Genomic DNA, 17,021 nt, shown 5'->3' with positions numbered 1-17,021 from the left:
GGGGCGGGCGCCCGCCCCCTCGCGGCCGGTCAGAACGACACGACGGCTCCCAGCGCGGCCTTCATCGTGCAGCCGTTGCCGAAGACCTTGGCCCACTGCACCGTCGCGCCCTGCCACTGGCCCGCCACCACGACGACGTGCGGCTGCAGCTCCTTCGTGCAGATGGCGTCCGGTGTGACGTTGAGCCGCTCGGGGTGCCCGTCGACCTTCTCCAGCAGCCGGCAGGCCGCGCGCGCGTTGGGGTGGGCCCCTCCCGCGGGCCCGCAGTTGAGCCAGACCGTCTTCGTCACGCCGTCCTTGACGGCGTCGACGATCTTGAGCTGCGCCTTCGGGTGGGGTGCGGCCACCGCGGGCGACGACGCGCCCACCATGAAGGCTCCGCAGAGCGCGATGGCACCGAATGCTCTCATCATGACTACTCTCCGTTCGTAGAACGGTACTCAACGCTACGACGGAGGCCGGTGAGGATCAGGGAGGCCCGCCGGGGCGGGCCTCCTTCAAAGGGTTCAGGCGGGCAGCGAGGCCACGCCGGGCGACAGGAACCGAGGCCGGGCGATGCCCGTCCTGTCCAGGTACGGGGTGATCCCGCCCAGGTGGAACGGCCAGCCGGCCCCGAGGATCATGCACAGGTCGATGTCCTGCGGCGCGGCGACCACGCCCTCGTCCAGCATGATGCGGACCTCCCTGGCCAGCGCCGCCAGGACGCGCTCGCGCACCTGCTCGGCGGTGGACGGCGACGTGCCGCCCGAGAAGAGGGCGACCGCCTCCGGGTCGAGCGTGAAGTCGGGCCGGTAGACGCCCGGCTTGCCCGCGGCGACCAGCTTGGCCATGTTCTCCGAGACGCCGAACCGGTCGGGGAAGGCCTCGTGCAGCGTTTCGGCGACGTGCAGGCCGACGGCCGGGCCGACGAGCTGCAGCAGCGCGAACGGCGACATCGGCAGCCCGAGCCCGTCCAGCGCGTGCTCGGCCACCTCCAGCGGCGTGCCCTCGTCCACGGCCGTCACGACCTCGCCCATGAAGCAGGTCAGCAGCCGGTTGACCACGAACGCCGGGGCGTCCTTGACCAGCACCGACGACTTCTTCAGCGACTTGCCCACCGCGAACGCCGTGGCCAGCGTGGCGTCGTCCGTCGCGGCGCCGCGGATGATCTCCAGCAGCGGCATGACGGCGACCGGGTTGAAGAAGTGGAACCCGACCAGCCGCTCGGGGTGTGCCAACCCGGCGCCCATCTCGGTCAGGGAGAGCGAGGAGGTGTTCGTGGCCAGCACGCACTCGGCCGAGACCACGGCCTCCACCTCGGCGAACACCTGCTTCTTGACCGCCATGTCCTCGAACACGGCCTCGATCACGAAGTCGGCGTCGGCGAAGGCGTCCTTCGTCAGCGATCCGGTCACCAGGGCCTTGAGCCGGTTGGCCTGGTCGGCCGAGACGCGGCCCTTGCCCAGGAGTTTGTCGACCTCGGCGTGCACGTACCCGACGCCCTTGTCGAGCCGGGCCCGGTCGAGGTCGGTCAGCACGACCGGCACCTCCAGGCGGCGCGCGAACAGCAGCGCCATCTGCGAGGCCATCAGCCCCGCGCCCACCACGCCGACCTTGGTGACCTTGCGGGCCAGCGACCGGTCGGGCGCGCCCGCGGGCCGCTTGGCACGGCGCTGCACCAGGTCGAACGAGTAGAGCCCGGCCCGCAGCTCGTCACCCATCAGCAGGTCGGCCAGCGCCTCGTCCTCGGCGGCGAAGCCCTCGTCGCGGGAGGCCGTGCGGGCCTGGGCGATCAGGTCGAGCGCGCGGTAGGGGGCGGGCGAGGCGCCGCGCAGCTTCATGTCCACCAGGAAGCGCGCGTCGGCGACCGTCTTGTCCCAGTCCTCGTCACTGTTCTCGTCGTGTGCCGGCCGCTCCACGGCCAGCTCGCCCTTGACCACGCGGGCGGCCCAGCGCAGCGACTCCTCCAGGAAGTCGGCGGGCTCGAACATCGCGTCCGCGACGCCCAGCTCGTACGCCTCCTTGCCCTTGACCATGCGGTTCTGCGAGAGCGGGTTCTCGATGACGAGCTTGATCGCCTTCGCCGGGCCGATCAGGCGGGGCAGGAGCTGCGTGCCGCCCCAGCCCGGCACCAGGCCGAGGAAGCACTCCGGCAGCGCCACCGCGGGCACGCCCGAGGAGATGGTCCGGTACGTGCAGTGCAGCGCCACCTCGAGCCCGCCGCCCATCGCGGCGCCGTTCACGAACGCGAACGACGGGATCGCCAGCTCGCCCAGCCTGCGGAACACGTGGTGGCCCAGCGCGCCGATGGCCAGGGCCTCCTCGCGCGTGGACAGGGCGGCCGCGCCCTTGAGGTCGGCGCCGACGGCGAAGATGAACGGCTTGCCCGTCACGCCCACCGCGGCCAGGTCGGTGCGCTCGGCGATCTCCGACAGCGCGCCGTTGAGCGCGAACAGGCCGTTCGGGCCGAACGTGTTGGGCTTGGTGTGGTCGAAGCCGTTGTCCAGCGTGATCAGCGCCATCGTGCCGGCGCCGTAGGGGAGCTGGACGTCGCGTACGAGCGCCTTGGTGACGACTTCGTCGGTGTTGCGCCGGCCCAGCAGCGCGCGCCAGTTGTCGACGTTGGTCATGCGAGGTTCTCCCAGATCACAGTGCCGCCCATGCCCATGCCGACGCACATGGTGGTGATGCCGTACCGCACGTCGGGACGCTCGCCGAACTGCCGCGCGAGCTGTGTCATCAGCCGCACGCCGGAGGAGGCGAGCGGGTGCCCGTAGGCGATCGCGCCGCCGTACTGGTTCACGCGGGGATCGTCGTCGGCGATCCCGAAGTGGTCGAGGAACGCCAGCACCTGGACGGCGAACGCCTCGTTGATCTCGAACAGCCCGATGTCGGAGATGTCCAGGCCGGCCAGCCGGAGCGCCCGCTCCGTGGACGGGATCGGTCCGACGCCCATGACCTCGGGGTCCACGCCCGCGAACGCGTAGGAGACGAGCCGCATCTTCGCGCCCAGCCCCAGCTCGTCCGCGACCTCCTTGGCGGCCACGACGCACCCGGTGGCGCCGTCGTTGATGCCGGAGGAGTTGCCCGCCGTGACGTTGCCGTGCGGCCGGAAGGGCGTCTTGAGCGTGCTCAGCCCTTCCACCGTGGTGCCGGGCCGCGGCGCCTCGTCCTCGACCGCCAGGCCCCAGCCCTTCTCGGCCGTCCTGATCGCGGTCGGGACCAGGTCGGGCTGGATCCTGCCGTCGGCGTACGCCTTGGCCGCCCGCTCCTGCGACAGCACCGCGTACGCGTCCGCGCGGCCCTTGGTGATGTGCGGGTAGCGGTCGTGCAGGTTCTCCGCCGTCATGCCCATGACCAGCGCGCTCGGGTCGACCAGCTTCTCCGACAGGAAGCGCGGGTTGGGATCGACGCCCTCGCCCATCGGGTGGCGGCCCATGTGCTCGACGCCGCCGGCGATGGCCACGTCGTACGCGCCGAACGCGATGCCGCCCGCGACCGTGGTGACCGCGGTCATCGCGCCCGCGCACATGCGGTCGATGGCGTAGCCGGGCACGCTCTTGGGCAGCCCGGCCAGCACCGCCGCCGCCCGGCCGATAGTCAGGCCCTGGTCGCCGATCTGCGTGGTCGCGGCGATGGCGACCTCGTCCACTCGCTCGGGGGGCAGGTTGGGATTGCGCCGGACGAGCTCGCGGATGACGCGGACGACCAGGTCGTCGGCGCGGGTCTCCGCGTACAGCCCTTTTGGTCCTGACCTGCCGAAAGGCGTGCGCACGCCGTCGACGAACACGACGTCACGAGAGGAAGGCACGGATTCGCTCCTCGTTGATAGGGTTCCGTGCCTATGCTACTCGTCAGTAACTACTCCGCAGACGAGGGCGGCGGTCAGCAATGTGTAAACGACCGCCGTGGCCGGCTCCCAGAGATGGGCGCGGGCCCCGACCAGGGCCGCGACCGCCACGGCCGCGCCCGTCCAGAGCGCCGCGCCCTCTCGCCGGCGCGCGCCTCGGCCGGGGTCCCACGGATCGCCAGGTGACCCGCCCGACCGCACGGCGCGCGCCAGTGTCCCCAACGCGTCGCCTGCCCACCAGAGGACGAACAACACCCCCGTCGCGAGACTCATCAGCGCCAGCGCCTCGGTGACCCAGCCCAGGGAGTCGGCGAAGCCGTACAGGGCGGCCTCCCGGAACAGGCGCGGCGCCGTCCAGCCGAGCAGCAGCGTCACCGCCCAGCAGCAGGCCACGGCCAGCCTGCTGAGGGGGCGCACGCGTCCGGTGCGGGGGGCGGCGTACAGCTCGCGCTCCTTGCGGTGGACGTGCCGGGCGTGGGTGCCCCAGACGTACTGGGTGATCGCCTGTGCGGGCACCGCGGCCGCGAAGACCGCCAGCGACAACACGGCCAGCGGCAGCGTCTGCTCCCTCGTCTGCGCCCGGTCGGCGAGCAGCTGGGCGGTGGCCAGCAGCGCGATCGAGGCGGAGAGCGCGACGAAGGCCCGGCGGCGGGCGGTTCTGGCTCTGGCCCGCAGCCCGGCCAGTTCCTGGGCGCCTGGAGGGGGCGCCATCTCGGTCAACAGCATGAATGTCATCATGGCGTCACTCTGCGTGGTGACGCCCCGGATTCCCGTGCTTTGGATGGAGCTCCTCGCCCGGCACGCAACAGTGGCAGCCCCGAGGATTGCCACTTTTATCTGCAAGGCGCGACAGTCCTGGAATCATCGGTAACTCGGTGAGCTACGCGCCGCCATCTGGCGGTACGCGTTTCTCTTGTGGGGTGGGTGAAGGGGGGCGCGTGAGGCAGAGTCCGGAACACGTGGGGGATGCTCCGCCGCGGCGCAGGAGGCGGCGCGAGCGCGGCCCGCGATGGCGGGTCTCGGTGCTGGGATGGGTCGGCATCGGGATGACGCTGGTGCTGGTGGTCGTCTCGGTCGGGGCGTACGCGTACTACCGGCACATCGAGAGCGAGATCCCCCGCGAGCCCATCGCCGTCGGCGAGAGCCGCCCGCCGGACACCGGCGCGCTCAACGTCCTGCTCGTCGGCTCCGACTCCCGTGAGGGCGACAACAAGAGGTACGGCCCCCACCTCAAGGAGATCGGCGAGCGCACCGACACGATCATGCTGCTGCACATCTCCCCGAACCGGGACAAGGCCACCATGATCAGCTTTCCGCGTGACTCCATGGTCCTGATCCCGGAGTGCAAGAGCCGTACCGGCGCCCTGATCCCCGGCGGCCTGCGCCAGATCAACGCCGCCTTCAACGACGGCGGCATCAACTGCACGATCAAGACCCTCGAGTCGCTCACCAACATCAGGATCGACCACTTCGTCAAGGTCGACTTCACCGGCTTCAAGGGCATCATCGACGCCATCGGCGGCATCGAGATCTGCCTGCCCAAGGCCGTCAACGACCCCAAGGCGAAGCTGGTGCTCAGCGCGGGCCGGCACGTGGTCAGCGGTGAGCAGGCGCTGGGCTACGTGCGCGCCCGGTACTCGCTGGGCGACGGCAGCGACCTGAGCAGGATCCAGCGCCAGCAGGTCTTCCTCACCAAGGTGCTGCAGGCGGTCACCGACGGCGGCCTGCTCACCGACCCGGTCAAGCTGAACTCGTTCCTGCTGGCCGCCACCAAGGCCGTCACGCTGGACGACCAGCTCACCCTCGACCGCATGGTGGACATCGCCCTCAGCGTCAAGGGCCTGACGACCAAGGAGCTCAAGGGCATCACGGTGCCCACCGAGCCCTACCCGGCGGACAAGAACAGGGTCCAGTTCAGCCAGCCGTCCGCGCGCGACTTCTTCGAGAGCGTGCGCAACGACGTCGAGGTCACCGCGGCTCCCTCGCCCGGCAAGTCCGCCGGGCCCAAGATCGACAACAAGCAGGTGCGCGTCCAGGTGCTCAACGGCACGGGGGAGCAGGGCAAGGCGCTCAAGGTGGCCGACGAGCTGGCCGCCCAGGGGTTCGTGATCACGGAGGTCGGCAACGTCGCCGCCACCCCGAAGACCGCGCTCCGGTACGCCAAGAAGGACGCCGCCGACGGGCCCGCCTACGGGGACGCGGTGGCCTCGCGGCTGTCGAAGGAGAAGAAGACGCCCGTGGCCGGCAAGGTCAAGCCGATCACCACGCAGCCGTACAAGTCCAAGGCCGGCGTCGAGGTCCCCGGCGGGCCGATCATCCAGGTCGTCATCGGGGCGGACTGGCCCGGCGTGCGCGTCGTGTCGGCGATCCCCGACTCGCTCAAGGACAAGGTCGTCGACTCCGACACCAATCCCTGCCTGTGACTCCTGACTGTGCTCTTGACAGGCCGCCCGGACCCGGTCCGGGCGGCCTTTCGCCTGCCGTGCCCCATGACGCCGGAGCGTGCCCGCGCGGGTGAACTCCGTGGTCAAAGGGGGTTCTGGAGGGCCGATCGGCTCACCAACAGCGTGCCTTCGATCTCTTAGAGTGACGAATGTTACAGAGAGTGTTTTTAGGGAAACATGTGAAATTTCCGGACAAGTGATGGTCGGGTCTGTTAAGAAGGGCGCGGTCCGAATTCGTACTAGAGAGGTTCATCGTGGCGCGCGACGAGAACGACAGGCCTTATGAGGATGGGCAGGGGAGGTCGTTAAACCCGGATCTGACGGGCGACGTGCTTTCCCCACGGTGGAGCACCGATGACACCGACGAGCAGCCCGCCATCCAGGTCGTCGGCAACGAGACCTACATCCTCCCCCTCGACAAGAGCGAGCCCCAGCTCATCGGGGGCCGTGACCTGCTCGACGACGGCCCGCACGATGTCCTCGGCGGTCAGGGCGACCAGCTCGACGCGGGCCAGCGCGATGTGTACGGCGACCCGCTCGACGCGGGCCAGCGCGACCTGTACGGCGACCCGCTCGACGTGGGGGGCCAGCGTGACATGTACGTGGCCGGCGACCCGCTGGACGGCAGCAAGCGCGACGTGTACGCGGCCGGCGACCCGCTCGACGTGGGCCACCGCGACGTGTACGGCGGGGCCAGCGGTCCCCATCACGTCCTGGACGCCGACGACCTGGGCGGACCCAGCGGTTCCCACCGCATCGACGACGACAACCCGTACCTCCCGCTCGACCGCAGCTACGACGCCGGGATCGACGACGACCACGACGACGACAAGCCCAAGCGCGGCTTCCTCGGCTCGGGCTGGACGGAGGACTCGGACGACAAGCGCCCGCAGGACAGGCGCTCGGGCGGCCGTTCCGGCGGCGGCAGCGGCGACGACGGCGGTGAGGTGCGCCGGCGCACCAGGAAGCTGCTGGTGGTCGCGGCCGCGGTGGTGCTGGTCGGCGTGGGCGCCGGCTTCATGCTCACGGGCAACTCCTCCGACGACCCCTGCAAGGGCGGTCAGTGCGCCAGCGCGGGCGAGGTGACGCGCCCCTCGGAGAGCGCGGCCCCCGAGGACACGACCTCGGAGGAGGAGACTCCCGAGAGCGAGGATACGGACACCCCGGAGCCGACCGAGTCCGACTCCGATACCCCGACGACGACCGCGCCCACGCGGGCGGCCCGGCCCACGCGCGAGCCCTCGGCCCGTCCGACGAACACGCGCATCGGCCAGCCGACGGCGAAGGCGAGCACGAGGCCCACCCGCGCCCCGCAGAACCAGACGAACGACAACGACGACCGCACGAGCACGACGAACGACACGGACAGCAGGGACAACACGGTGTCGACCAAGGCGCCGGAGTCGAGGTCCACCCAGGCTCCCTCCACGCAGGCGCCGCCGCAGACCCAGGCGCCCGCGCCCACGCCCACCAAGGAGAGCAAGGGACTTCTGGACATCCTGTTCCCCTGGGCCTGAGACGTGCGAGGATGCGGATCCAGGTGCTGATCTGGCAGACTTGGAAACCGCTTTCCGGGGAGGTCTCGTGGTCACGCTTGAGGATGTCGCCAAGCAGGCGGGCGTCTCGCTCGCGACAGCCTCGCGGGTGCTCAACGGCAGCACCCGCCAGGTGGGCGCGACTCTGCGGGCGCGCGTCGAGCAGGCCGCGGACGAGCTGGGCTACCGCGCCAACATCGCCGCCCAGACGCTCGCCCGCGGCGCCAGCAACGTCATCGGCATCGTCGTCCACGACCTGACCGACCCCTACTTCGCGGCCCTGGCCGACGGGGCGATGCGGGCGGCCGCCACCGAGGGCCTGCTGGTCATGGTGGGCACCACGCATCGCGACCCCGAGCAGGAGATCGCCTACGTGGCCACGCTCAACGCCCAGCGCGTGCGGGCGGTGCTGCTGGTCGGCTCGCGCGTCGCCGACCACGCCGTCACGGGGCGCCTGCGCGACGAGCTCGCCCGCTACCAGTCGGGCGGCGGCCGCGCCGCTTGTGTGGGCCAGGACCTCCTCGGAGTCGACACCGTCGCGCCCGCCAACAGAGCGGGCGCGGCCGAGCTGGCCCGCGCGCTGGCCGGGCTCGGGCACACGCGGTTCGCGGTGCTGGCCGGGCCGCCGCACCTGGTGACGGCGGCCGACCGGTGCGCCGGGTTCGCCGGTGCGCTGGAGGAGGTGGGGCTGCCCGCGCCGCACGTCATCCACGGGCCGTTCGACCGCGACGGCGGCTACGCGGCGGCCCAGCAGGTCAAGGACGCGACCTGCGTGTTCGCGGTCAACGACGTGATGGCGGTCGGGGCGCTGGCGGCCTACAGGGAGCGCGGGGTCCGGGTGCCGGAGGACGTCTCGGTGGCCGGGTTCGACGACATCGTGACGCTGCGGGACCACGTGCCCGCGCTGACGACTGTGCGGCTGCCCCTGACGGACATGGGCGCGCGGGCGCTGGAGCTCGCGCTGGGTGAGACGGACGAGGTCGTGGTCGAGCAGGTCGCGGGCGAGGTCGTGCTGCGAGAGAGCGTACGGAGGATGGCGTGAAGCTGGCCGTCAGCACCCTGGGGATGCCCGGCGAAGGGCTGGACAGGGCGATCGGGATCGCGGCCGGAGGCGGCTGCCAGGGCCTCGAGCTGCGCCTGCACCCGGACACCGGGGTGCACGCCGGCCTCGACGCCGCGGAGCGGCGCTCGGTGCGGGAACGGGTCGAGCGGGCGGGCCTGGAGATCGCCGCACTCGCCGGATATGTCAGGGTATGTGCGCCTGGACCGGACGAACCGGCCATCGAGGCGCTCCTCGCCGACCTCCGGCTCGCCGCCGACCTGGGTGCCCCCGCGGTGCGGGTGTTCCCGGGCGGCGACGATCCCGCCGTCGGCGCCCGCCGGCTCAAGGCGGTCTCCGGTACGGCCTCCGCGCTCGGCACCCGCGTCCTCGTCGAGACGCACGACCACATGGCCACCGGCGCCGCCGTGGCCGGGCTGCTGGCCGAGGCGGGCTGCCCCGAGTCCACCGGCGCGATCTGGGACCTGCTGCACCCGTGGCGCCACGGCGAGCCCCCGGCCGAAACGCTGGCGGCGCTGGGCCCGTACCTCTCCTATGTCCAGGTCAAGGACGCGGTCTCGGCCGAGGACACCACGCCGGTGCCCATGTGGACGGGCTCGGTGCCCTTGGAGGAGTCGGGCGAGCTGCTGCGCGCGGCCGGTTACGACGGATGGGTGTCGCTGGAATGGGAGCGCACCTGGTATCCGCAGGTCGCCCCGGTCGAGGAGATCCTCCCGGGCGCGGCTGACTGGGTGCGGCGTTTCGCCCTTTAGATACCTTTCGCCGCTTAGATAGGGGGATGCCCCTATCTAAGCGGAACAAGGTGCTGGTCGTCGGGATGGACGGCCTGCGGTTCGACCGCCTCCAGGCTCTGGGCGCGCCCGTGCTGGGCTCGCTCATGTCCTCCGGCGCGTACGGCACCAGCAAGCTCCCCTATGGCGAGGCGGGAACGCCGCGTACGGAGTCGCCCGGCCAGGTCGTCCCCAAGGCTCCGGAGCCGGGCGGTCGCGTCATCGCCTCGCGGACGGACTCGGGTCCCGGCTGGTCGTCGATCGCCACCGGAGTCTGGCCGGACAAACACGGCGTGGTGGACAACGGCTTCGCCAACCCCCGTTTCACGAAATATCCGGACTTCTTGACTCGTGCGAAGCATGCCCGGCCGGAGTTGAGCACCGCCGCGTTCTTCTCCTGGGGGGCGCTGGAGGAGCACGGCGCGTTCAGCCGGGCCATCGACCACCGGTTCGTCCTGGACGGCTACGAGTTCGGCTCCTGGGCCGAGGCCGACAGGCAGGTCGCCGAGGCCGCCGAGCGGCACCTGGCCGCGGCCGACCCCGACGCCGTCTTCGTGTATCTGGGCGACACCGACGAGGTGGCCCACGACCTCGGCCCTCATTGCCCCGAGTACTTCGACGCGCTCCAGACCCAGGACGCCTACCTGGGGCAGCTGCTCGACGCGGTGCGGGGGCGGTCCTCGTACCTCGACGAGCGATGGACGGTGCTGATCACGACCGACCACGGGCACGTGGACGCGGGCGGCCACGGCGGGACGTCGGACGAGGAGCGCACGGTGTTCGTGATCGCGAACCGGCTGGAGGAGGACCTGGGCGGCCGCTCGCTCGGCGAGCCGCGGCTGGTCGACGTGGGGCCGACGGCGCTCGGAGTGCTGGGCGTCGGAGTCGATCCCGCCTGGGACCTGGACGGCGCGGATCTTTTCATCAACCGTTGAATTTCTCTCCAGGAAGAGCCACACTGAGTGACAGGAAGCTGAACGGCAGGGGAGCAGACGATGAAGACGGCACTGGCCTTCTCCGAGATCGACGCCGGGATGCTCGCCGAGGTGGGCGGCAAGGCCGCGAACCTCGGCGAGCTGGCCAGGGCCGGCCTTCCCGTCCCGCCGGGATGGGTGCTGACCACGGAGGCGTACCGGCGGGTCGCGGAGGGCCTGGAGACGAGCGGCGACGGGCTCGCCGAGCGGGCCAGGCGGCACCTGCTGGAGGCGCCGGTGCCGGAGGACGTGCGCGAGACGATCGTGACGTCCTACGCCGCGCTCGGTGACGACGTGGCCGTGGCGGTGCGCTCGTCCGCCACGGCCGAGGACCTGCCGTTCGCCAGCTTCGCCGGGCAGCAGGACACCTACCTCAACGTCGTCGGCGCCGAGGCGGTGGTCGAGGCCGTGCGCCGCTGCTGGGCCTCGCTCTGGACCGACCGCGCGGTCGCCTACCGCGAGTCCAACGGCATCGACCACGCCGCCGTCCGGCTGGCGGTGGTCGTGCAGGAGATGGTGGACGCGCGGGTGGCGGGCGTGATGTTCACCGCCAACCCGGTGACCGGGCGGCGGCGCGAGGCCGTCATCGACGCCAACCCCGGGCTCGGCGAGGCCGTCGTCTCCGGCGCCGTGAACCCCGACCGGTTCGTCGTGCACGGCGGCGAGATCCTCGAACGCCACGCCGGCGACAAGCGCCTGACCATCCGTTCCGTGCCCGGCGGCGGCACGGAACGCGTCGAGACCGCGCACGACGGACTCTGCCTGACCGACGACCAGGTGCGCGCGCTGGCCGAGCTGGGCGCCCGCGTGGAGGACCACTACGGCGCGCCCCAGGACACCGAGTGGGCCATCGACGGCGACGGCCGGCTCTGGCTCACCCAGGCGAGACCGATCACCACCCTCTACCCGCTGCCCGAGCAGAGCCGGCCGGGCCTGCGGGTGTACTTCTCGGTCAACGTCGTCCAGGGCGTCATGGGGCCGCTCACCCCGATGGGCCTGTCGGCGTTCCGGCTGATCTCCTCCGGGGCGGCGGGGCTGCCCGGCTACGGGCCGGCCGACCCGCGGGACGGCGCGCCGTTCATGACCGTGTCGGGCCAGCGCATGTGGCTGGACCTGACCACGGCCGTACGCAGCCGCTTCGGCCGCGCGGTCCTGCCGCGCATGCTCGCGCTGGGCGAGGCGCGCACCGTCCCCGTGTTCGAGCGGCTGATGGAGGACCCGAGGCTCTCGGTGGTGCACACGTCACCCCGCCCGGTCCTGCGCGGCCTGCGCAGGTTCGCCCGCCGCATCCACGCGCCCTCCCGGATCCTGCTCGCCCTCACGCGGCCGAAGGAGGGCCTCGCGTACGCCGCCCGCATCGGCGAGCAGCTGGACCGGCGCCTGCGGCTCCCCGAGGCGGCCACCCCCGCCCAGCGCCTGGACCACGCCGAACGCCTGCTCGCCGCCACCTTCCCGGTCATCCTCTCGATCATGCCCATGGTGCTCACCGGCTACGGCCTGTTCGCGCTGGCCTCCAGGCTCTCCGGCGTGCCGATCGCCGACATGCAGGACGTCCTGCGCAGCGTCCCGCACAACCCGACCACGGAGATGGACCTGGAGCTGTGGCACCTGGCCACCCGCATCGAGCCGGAGCCGTTCAGGAAGGAGCCGGTGGCCGAGCTGGTCCGCCTCTTCGAGGCCGGCAACCTCCCGCCGGTCGCCCAGCGCGAGATCACCGCGTTCCTGGACGAGTACGGCCACCGCGGCGTCGCCGAGATCGACCTGGGCGTGCCCCGCTGGTCGGAGGAGCCCGCGCACATCCTCGGCGTGCTGGCCAACTACCTGCGGATGGACGGCGGCGCCGACCTCGTGCCCTCCGCGCTGTTCGGCAAGGGGGCCGAGGCGGCGCGCTCTGCCATCGCCCACGTGGCGTCCGAGGCCCGCCGTAAGGGCCGCTGGCGGGCCGCGGTCGTACGTTTCGGGCTCCGGCGGACCAGGGAGTTCGCGGGGCTGCGCGAGCTGCCCAAGTTCTACCTGGTCAAGACCCTCGCCGGGGTGCGGCGGAGCATGCTCGCGGTGGGGGAGCACCTGGTGGGCCTCGGGGTCCTGGACTCGGCGCGGGACGTGTACTTCCTCGGCTTCGACGAGGCCAGGGCCGCCCTGGACGGGGGCGACCTGCGCGCGGTCGTGGCGGAGCGGCGGGAGACGTACGAGCGGGAGTCGCGCCGCAGGCACGTCCCGAGGATCCTGCTGTCCGACGGCACCGAGCCCGAGGCGCTCGCGACCAGCGCCGTGGAAGGCGCGCTGACGGGCACCGCCGCCTCGGCCGGCACCGTCAAGGGCGTGGCCAGAGTGGTGCTCGACCCCATCGGCGCGCACCTGGAGCCCGGCGAGATCCTGGTCTGCCCCTCGACCGATCCGGGCTGGACGCCGCTGTTCCTGACGGCGGGCGGGCTGGTGATGGAGATGGGCGGCGCGATGTCGCACGGCGCCGTGGTGGCCAGGGAGTACGGCATCCCGGCCGTCGTCGGTGTCCCCGACGCCACCCACCGCATCACGACGGGGCAGGAGATCGAAGTGAACGGCGCCGCGGGGACCGTGACGCTATCGTGATCAAATGCCCGAGACCTACTGGAATCACAACGTCCATTACCAGAGGCTCGTCCTGAAGCTCGTTCCCGAGGACTGCGCGCACGCGCTCGACGTCGGATGCGGTGACGGGCTGCTGGCGGGCAAGCTCGCGGCCCGCGTCCCCTACGTGACCGGCGTCGACTGCTCCGCCGAGGCGATCGCCATGGCCCGCGAGCGCCGCCCCGGCAACGTGTCCTTCCTGGAAGGCGACTACCTCGACGGCCGGCTCCCCGAGGGCAAGTACGACCTCGTCACCGCCGTCGCGGTCGTCCACCACGCGGACTTCGGCGAGGCCATGGACGCGCTGGTGGGGCTGCTGGCGCCGGGCGGCCGGCTGGTGATCGTCGGCCACGCCAGGGACCGCACGCTCCTGGACGGGATCATCCGGCTCTCGGGCCAGGCGGTCTCGCACGTGCTCAGGCTGTTCCACGGCGGCAAGCGCGGTCCCGGCGTGCCGGTCATGGACCCCGTCATGTCGTGGGGCGAGGTGGGGCGGGCGGCCCGCGGGCTGCTGCCCGGCTGCCGCCTCCGCCGCCTCCTCCTGCGGCGCTACCTGCTGGTCTGGGACAAGCCGAGGTAGCGCCGGGCGTCACCGTACGGGGAGCACCACGTCCTCGTAACGGGCCTTCATCGTGGCCACCACCTCGTCCGGGTCGGCGGCCCAGACGTCGGCGTTGAAGATCTCCACCTCGACGTCGCCCGCGTAACCGGCGTCCAGGACGGCCTGCGTGATCGGCCGGAAGTCGATCACGCCGTCGCCCATCATGCCCCGCCCGAGCAGGATGTCCTGCGGCAGCGGGTGCAGGTAGTCACACACCTGGTAGGAGGCGATCCTGCGACCGGCCCGCGCGATGTCCTCGAACACCCTCGGGTCCCACCACACGTGGAACGTGTCGACCACCACGCCGACCTGCTCCTCCGGGTGGGCCAGGCTCAGGTCCAGCGCCTGGCCCAGGGTGGACAGGACGGCGCGGTCGGGGCAGTAGATCGGATGCAGCGGCTCCAGGGCCAGCTTGACCCCGCGCTCCCCGGCGTACGGCGCCAGCTCGGCCAGCGCCTCCGCCACGCGCTCGCGCGCCCCGGCCACGTCCCGCGAGAACCCGCTCGGGGGCAGGTCCTCGCCCGGCTTCACCCCGGGCAGGCCGCCGACCACCATCACCAGGCAGGCCGCCGACAGCTCGGCCGCCTCGTCGATGGCCCGCCGGTTGTCGTCCAGCGCCTGCGCGAAGGCCCGCCGGCCCTCCTCGCCGGGCAGCCCGCCCGCCGTGAGGAAGCCGCCCCGGCACAGCGAGGACACCCGCAGGCCGGCCTCGCGCACCAGCTTCACGCTCTCCGCGAGGCCCTGCTCGGCGACCTTCTCCCGCCACAGCCCGACCGCCTCCAGGCCGTGCCGCACGCACCCGTCCACGGCCTCGGCCACGGACCACCGCCGGGTCGTCCACTGGTTCAGCGCAAGGCTCACAGGCCGTTCACCGCCAGCAGCGCCTTCATCCGGCCCACGGCCAGCTCCTGGTCGGACAGGAGCCCGGCCTGGTCGGCGAGGCGGAACACCTCCGCGAGGTGCCGCAGCGAGCGGGCCGACTGGGCGCCGTTCACCATGGCGAACGCGTCCTGGTGGCCGTTCAGCCAGGCCAGGAAGACGATGCCGGTCTTGTAGTTGTACGTCGGCGTCTCGAAGATCTTCCTGGACAGGGGGACGGTCGGGGCGAAGATCTCGTCGTAGCGGGCGAGCTGCCGGGCGGCCTCGTCCGCGTCCTGCGCCGCCTCGGCCGCGTCCAGGGCCTGCAGCGCCGCCGTCGCCGCCGGGGCGATGGCGTCGAAGATGCCCAGCAGCGCGTGCGAGCCCGACTTGATCAGCGACGGGTAGTTGAAGTCGTCCCCCGTGTAGAGCCGGACGCCCTCGGGGAGCGCGGCGCGCAGCCCTACCTCGTGCTCCTCGTCCAGCAGCGACACCTTGACGCCGTCCACCATCGCGGCGTGCGCGTGGATCAGCTCCAGGAACGACTCGGTGGCCGCCGCCACGTCGCCCGAACCCCAGTAGCCGGCCAGCTGCGGGTCGAACATCTCGCCCAGCCAGTGCAGGATCACCGGCCGCTCCGCCAGGCCGAACAGCTTGCCGTACACCTGGTGGTAGTCCTGCGGACCCGCCGCCACCCTGGCGAGCTGGCGGGAGGCCATGACGATCACTCCGGCGCCGGCCGACTGGACGGTCTCGATCTGCTCGGCGTACGCGGCCGTGATCGTGTTGAGGTCGGCGGCCTGGGGCGCGTGGTCGGTGCCCGCGCCGCAGGCGACCAGCGTCGCCGGGTCGCCGTACGAGCGGGCCTCGGCGGCGCTGCGCCGGATGAGCTCCTTGGTCGCCGCCCAGTCCAGGCCCATGTTGCGCTGGGCGGTGTCCATGGCGTCCGCGACGCGCAGGCCGTGCGTCCACAGGTGGCGGCGGAAGCGCAGGGTCGCGTCCCAGTCGACGGCGGCGGGGGAGCCGGGCGTGTTGTCGCCGAGCGGGTCGGCCACCACGTGCGCGGCCGCGTACACGACGCGGCCGGCGGGCGGGCCCCCGGGCACCTCCCATGTGACGGGCTCGCGCAGGGTGTAGGCGCCGATCCCGGGCAGGTCGATCGTCGTCACAGCTGCGGCACCTCGATCCTGCGGCCCTCGGCGGACGAACGCAGCCCCAGCTCGGCGAGCTGCACGCCGCGGGCGCCGGAGGCGAAGTCGTTCGGGAAGGGCGCGTCCTCCAGCACGTGCTTGATGAACGCCTCCCACTGCACCTTGAACCCGTTGTCGAACTCGGCGTTGTCCGGCACCTCCTGCCAGCCGTCGCGGAAGCGGGCGGTGGCGGGCAGGTCGGGGTTCCAGACGGGCTTGGGGGTGGCGGAGCGGTGCTGCACGCGGCAGTTGCGCAGGCCGGCCACGGCGCTGCCGTGCGTGCCGTCCACCTGGAACTCGACCAGCTCGTCGCGGTTCACGCGAACGGTCCAGGAGGAGTTGATCTGGGCGACGATGCCGCCTTCGAGCTCGAAGATCCCGTACGCGGCGTCGTCCGCGGTGGCCTGGTACGTGTTGCCCTGCTCGTCCACCCGGGCGGGGACGTGGGTCACGGCGCGGGCGTAGACGGACTGGACGCGGCCGAACAGGTTCTCCATCACGTAGTGCCAGTGCGGGAACATGTCGAGCACGATGCCGCCGCCGTCCTCGGCCCGATAGTTCCACGACGGGCGCTGCGCCTCCTGCCAGTCGCCCTCGAACACCCAATAGCCGAACTCCCCGCGCACCGACAGGATCCGGCCGAAGAAACCGCTGTCGATCAGCCGCTTCAGCTTGAGCAGGCCGGGCAGGAAGAGCTTGTCCTGCACGACGCCGTTCTTGACGCCCTTGGCCGTGGCGGCCTCGGCCAGCGCCATCGCCTCCTGCGTCGACTCGGCGGTGGGCTTCTCGGCGTAGATGTGCTTGCCCGCCTCGATGGCCTTCAAGACGGCCTTGACGCGGGCGCTGGTGACCTGGGCGTCGAAGTAGATCAGGTTGTCGTCGTCGGCGAGGGCGGAGTCGAGCTCCGTAGTGAAATCCGAAATCCCATGCTTCGCCGCGATATCTGCCAATTTATCGGCATTTCGGCCGACAAGTACTGGCTTGATCTTCACCCTGCCGCCGTCCGAGAGCGTGACCCCGCCCTGCTCGTTGATGGCCAGGACGGAGCGGACCAGGTGCTGACGGTAGCCCATCCGCCCGGTGACGCCGTTCATCACGACGCCGATGGTGCGCACGCTCATTGAGGATCCCTTCAGGACAAACATGGGGA

The 17,021-nt window shown here is 71.8% G+C and carries 14 protein-coding genes; 7 read left to right on the top strand and 7 right to left on the bottom strand.

From position 1 onward, the window contains the following. Positions 1 to 29: 29 nt before the first annotated feature. From ACWDRB_RS02700 to ACWDRB_RS02685, 4 genes are all read right to left on the bottom strand, one after another. Entirely contained in the window at positions 30 to 413 is a 384-nt protein-coding gene (locus tag ACWDRB_RS02700; RefSeq protein WP_364239577.1) for an SSI family serine proteinase inhibitor, read from the bottom strand. A gap of 93 nt (positions 414 to 506) precedes the next feature. Next, positions 507 to 2,609 carry a 3-hydroxyacyl-CoA dehydrogenase NAD-binding domain-containing protein gene (locus ACWDRB_RS02695; protein ID WP_449891580.1) on the bottom strand — a complete coding sequence of 701 codons (2,103 nt, stop codon included), beginning with the start codon at positions 2,607 to 2,609 and terminating at the stop codon, positions 507 to 509. After that, on the bottom strand, positions 2,606 to 3,769 hold the full coding sequence (locus ACWDRB_RS02690; protein ID WP_435054210.1) for an acetyl-CoA C-acyltransferase: 1,164 nt from the start codon (positions 3,767 to 3,769) through the stop codon (positions 2,606 to 2,608). The genes ACWDRB_RS02695 and ACWDRB_RS02690 overlap by 4 nt, the downstream gene beginning before the upstream one ends. Before the next feature lie 57 nt (positions 3,770 to 3,826). Then, on the bottom strand, positions 3,827 to 4,555 hold the full coding sequence (locus ACWDRB_RS02685; protein ID WP_449891579.1) for a hypothetical protein: 729 nt from the start codon (positions 4,553 to 4,555) through the stop codon (positions 3,827 to 3,829). Positions 4,556 to 4,767: 212 nt separating this feature from the next. Here ACWDRB_RS02685 and ACWDRB_RS02680 point away from each other — a divergent pair, with 212 nt between their 5' ends. The 7 genes from ACWDRB_RS02680 (at position 4,768) to ACWDRB_RS02650 (ending at position 13,802) form a co-directional block, all read left to right on the top strand. Further along, positions 4,768 to 6,252 (top strand): LCP family protein, encoded by a 1,485-nt coding sequence (locus tag ACWDRB_RS02680; RefSeq protein WP_449891578.1) that lies wholly within the window; start codon positions 4,768 to 4,770, stop codon positions 6,250 to 6,252. A 350-nt stretch (positions 6,253 to 6,602) separates the two neighbouring features. Beyond that, the gene (locus ACWDRB_RS02675; RefSeq protein WP_449891577.1) at positions 6,603 to 7,790 is read left to right on the top strand and encodes a hypothetical protein; all 1,188 of its coding nucleotides are present in this window, start codon (positions 6,603 to 6,605) and stop codon (positions 7,788 to 7,790) included. A gap of 67 nt (positions 7,791 to 7,857) precedes the next feature. After that, complete coding sequence (locus ACWDRB_RS02670) at positions 7,858 to 8,850, top strand: LacI family DNA-binding transcriptional regulator (RefSeq protein ID WP_449891576.1); 993 nt, start codon at positions 7,858 to 7,860, stop codon at positions 8,848 to 8,850. Continuing rightward, on the top strand, positions 8,847 to 9,620 hold the full coding sequence (locus tag ACWDRB_RS02665) for a sugar phosphate isomerase/epimerase family protein (RefSeq protein ID WP_449891574.1): 774 nt from the start codon (positions 8,847 to 8,849) through the stop codon (positions 9,618 to 9,620). Before ACWDRB_RS02670 ends, ACWDRB_RS02665 begins: the two co-directional genes overlap by 4 nt. A 26-nt stretch (positions 9,621 to 9,646) precedes the next feature. After that, positions 9,647 to 10,573 carry an alkaline phosphatase family protein gene (locus ACWDRB_RS02660; RefSeq protein ID WP_449891573.1) on the top strand — a complete coding sequence of 309 codons (927 nt, stop codon included), beginning with the start codon at positions 9,647 to 9,649 and terminating at the stop codon, positions 10,571 to 10,573. Between the two features lie 60 nt (positions 10,574 to 10,633). After that, positions 10,634 to 13,204, top strand: a complete 2,571-nt coding sequence (locus ACWDRB_RS02655) for a PEP/pyruvate-binding domain-containing protein (protein ID WP_449891572.1) — start codon at positions 10,634 to 10,636, stop codon at positions 13,202 to 13,204. A 4-nt stretch (positions 13,205 to 13,208) separates the two neighbouring features. Then, positions 13,209 to 13,802, top strand: coding sequence for a class I SAM-dependent methyltransferase (locus tag ACWDRB_RS02650; RefSeq protein WP_449891571.1), 594 nt, complete (start codon positions 13,209 to 13,211; stop codon positions 13,800 to 13,802). Between the two features lie 9 nt (positions 13,803 to 13,811). Here the strand turns inward: ACWDRB_RS02650 and ACWDRB_RS02645 are convergent, their stop codons facing one another. The 3 genes from ACWDRB_RS02645 to ACWDRB_RS02635 are packed head-to-tail and all read right to left on the bottom strand — an operon-like array spanning position 13,812 to position 16,992. Further along, positions 13,812 to 14,684: a sugar phosphate isomerase/epimerase family protein gene (locus ACWDRB_RS02645; RefSeq protein WP_355194483.1), complete on the bottom strand. Its 873-nt coding sequence runs from the start codon at positions 14,682 to 14,684 to the stop codon at positions 13,812 to 13,814. Further along, positions 14,681 to 15,850, bottom strand: a complete 1,170-nt coding sequence (locus ACWDRB_RS02640; RefSeq protein ID WP_397365150.1) for a dihydrodipicolinate synthase family protein — start codon at positions 15,848 to 15,850, stop codon at positions 14,681 to 14,683. The genes ACWDRB_RS02645 and ACWDRB_RS02640 overlap by 4 nt, the downstream gene beginning before the upstream one ends. Next, entirely contained in the window at positions 15,847 to 16,992 is a 1,146-nt protein-coding gene (locus ACWDRB_RS02635) for a Gfo/Idh/MocA family protein (RefSeq protein WP_449891570.1), read from the bottom strand. Before ACWDRB_RS02635 ends, ACWDRB_RS02640 begins: the two co-directional genes overlap by 4 nt. Between the last annotated feature and the right edge of the window lie 29 nt (positions 16,993 to 17,021).

It is taken from the genome of Nonomuraea sp. NPDC003707 (genome assembly GCF_053587055.1).
The sequence above is the reverse complement of the archived record's forward strand: the minus strand, read 5'-3'. Positions and strand labels throughout refer to the sequence as shown.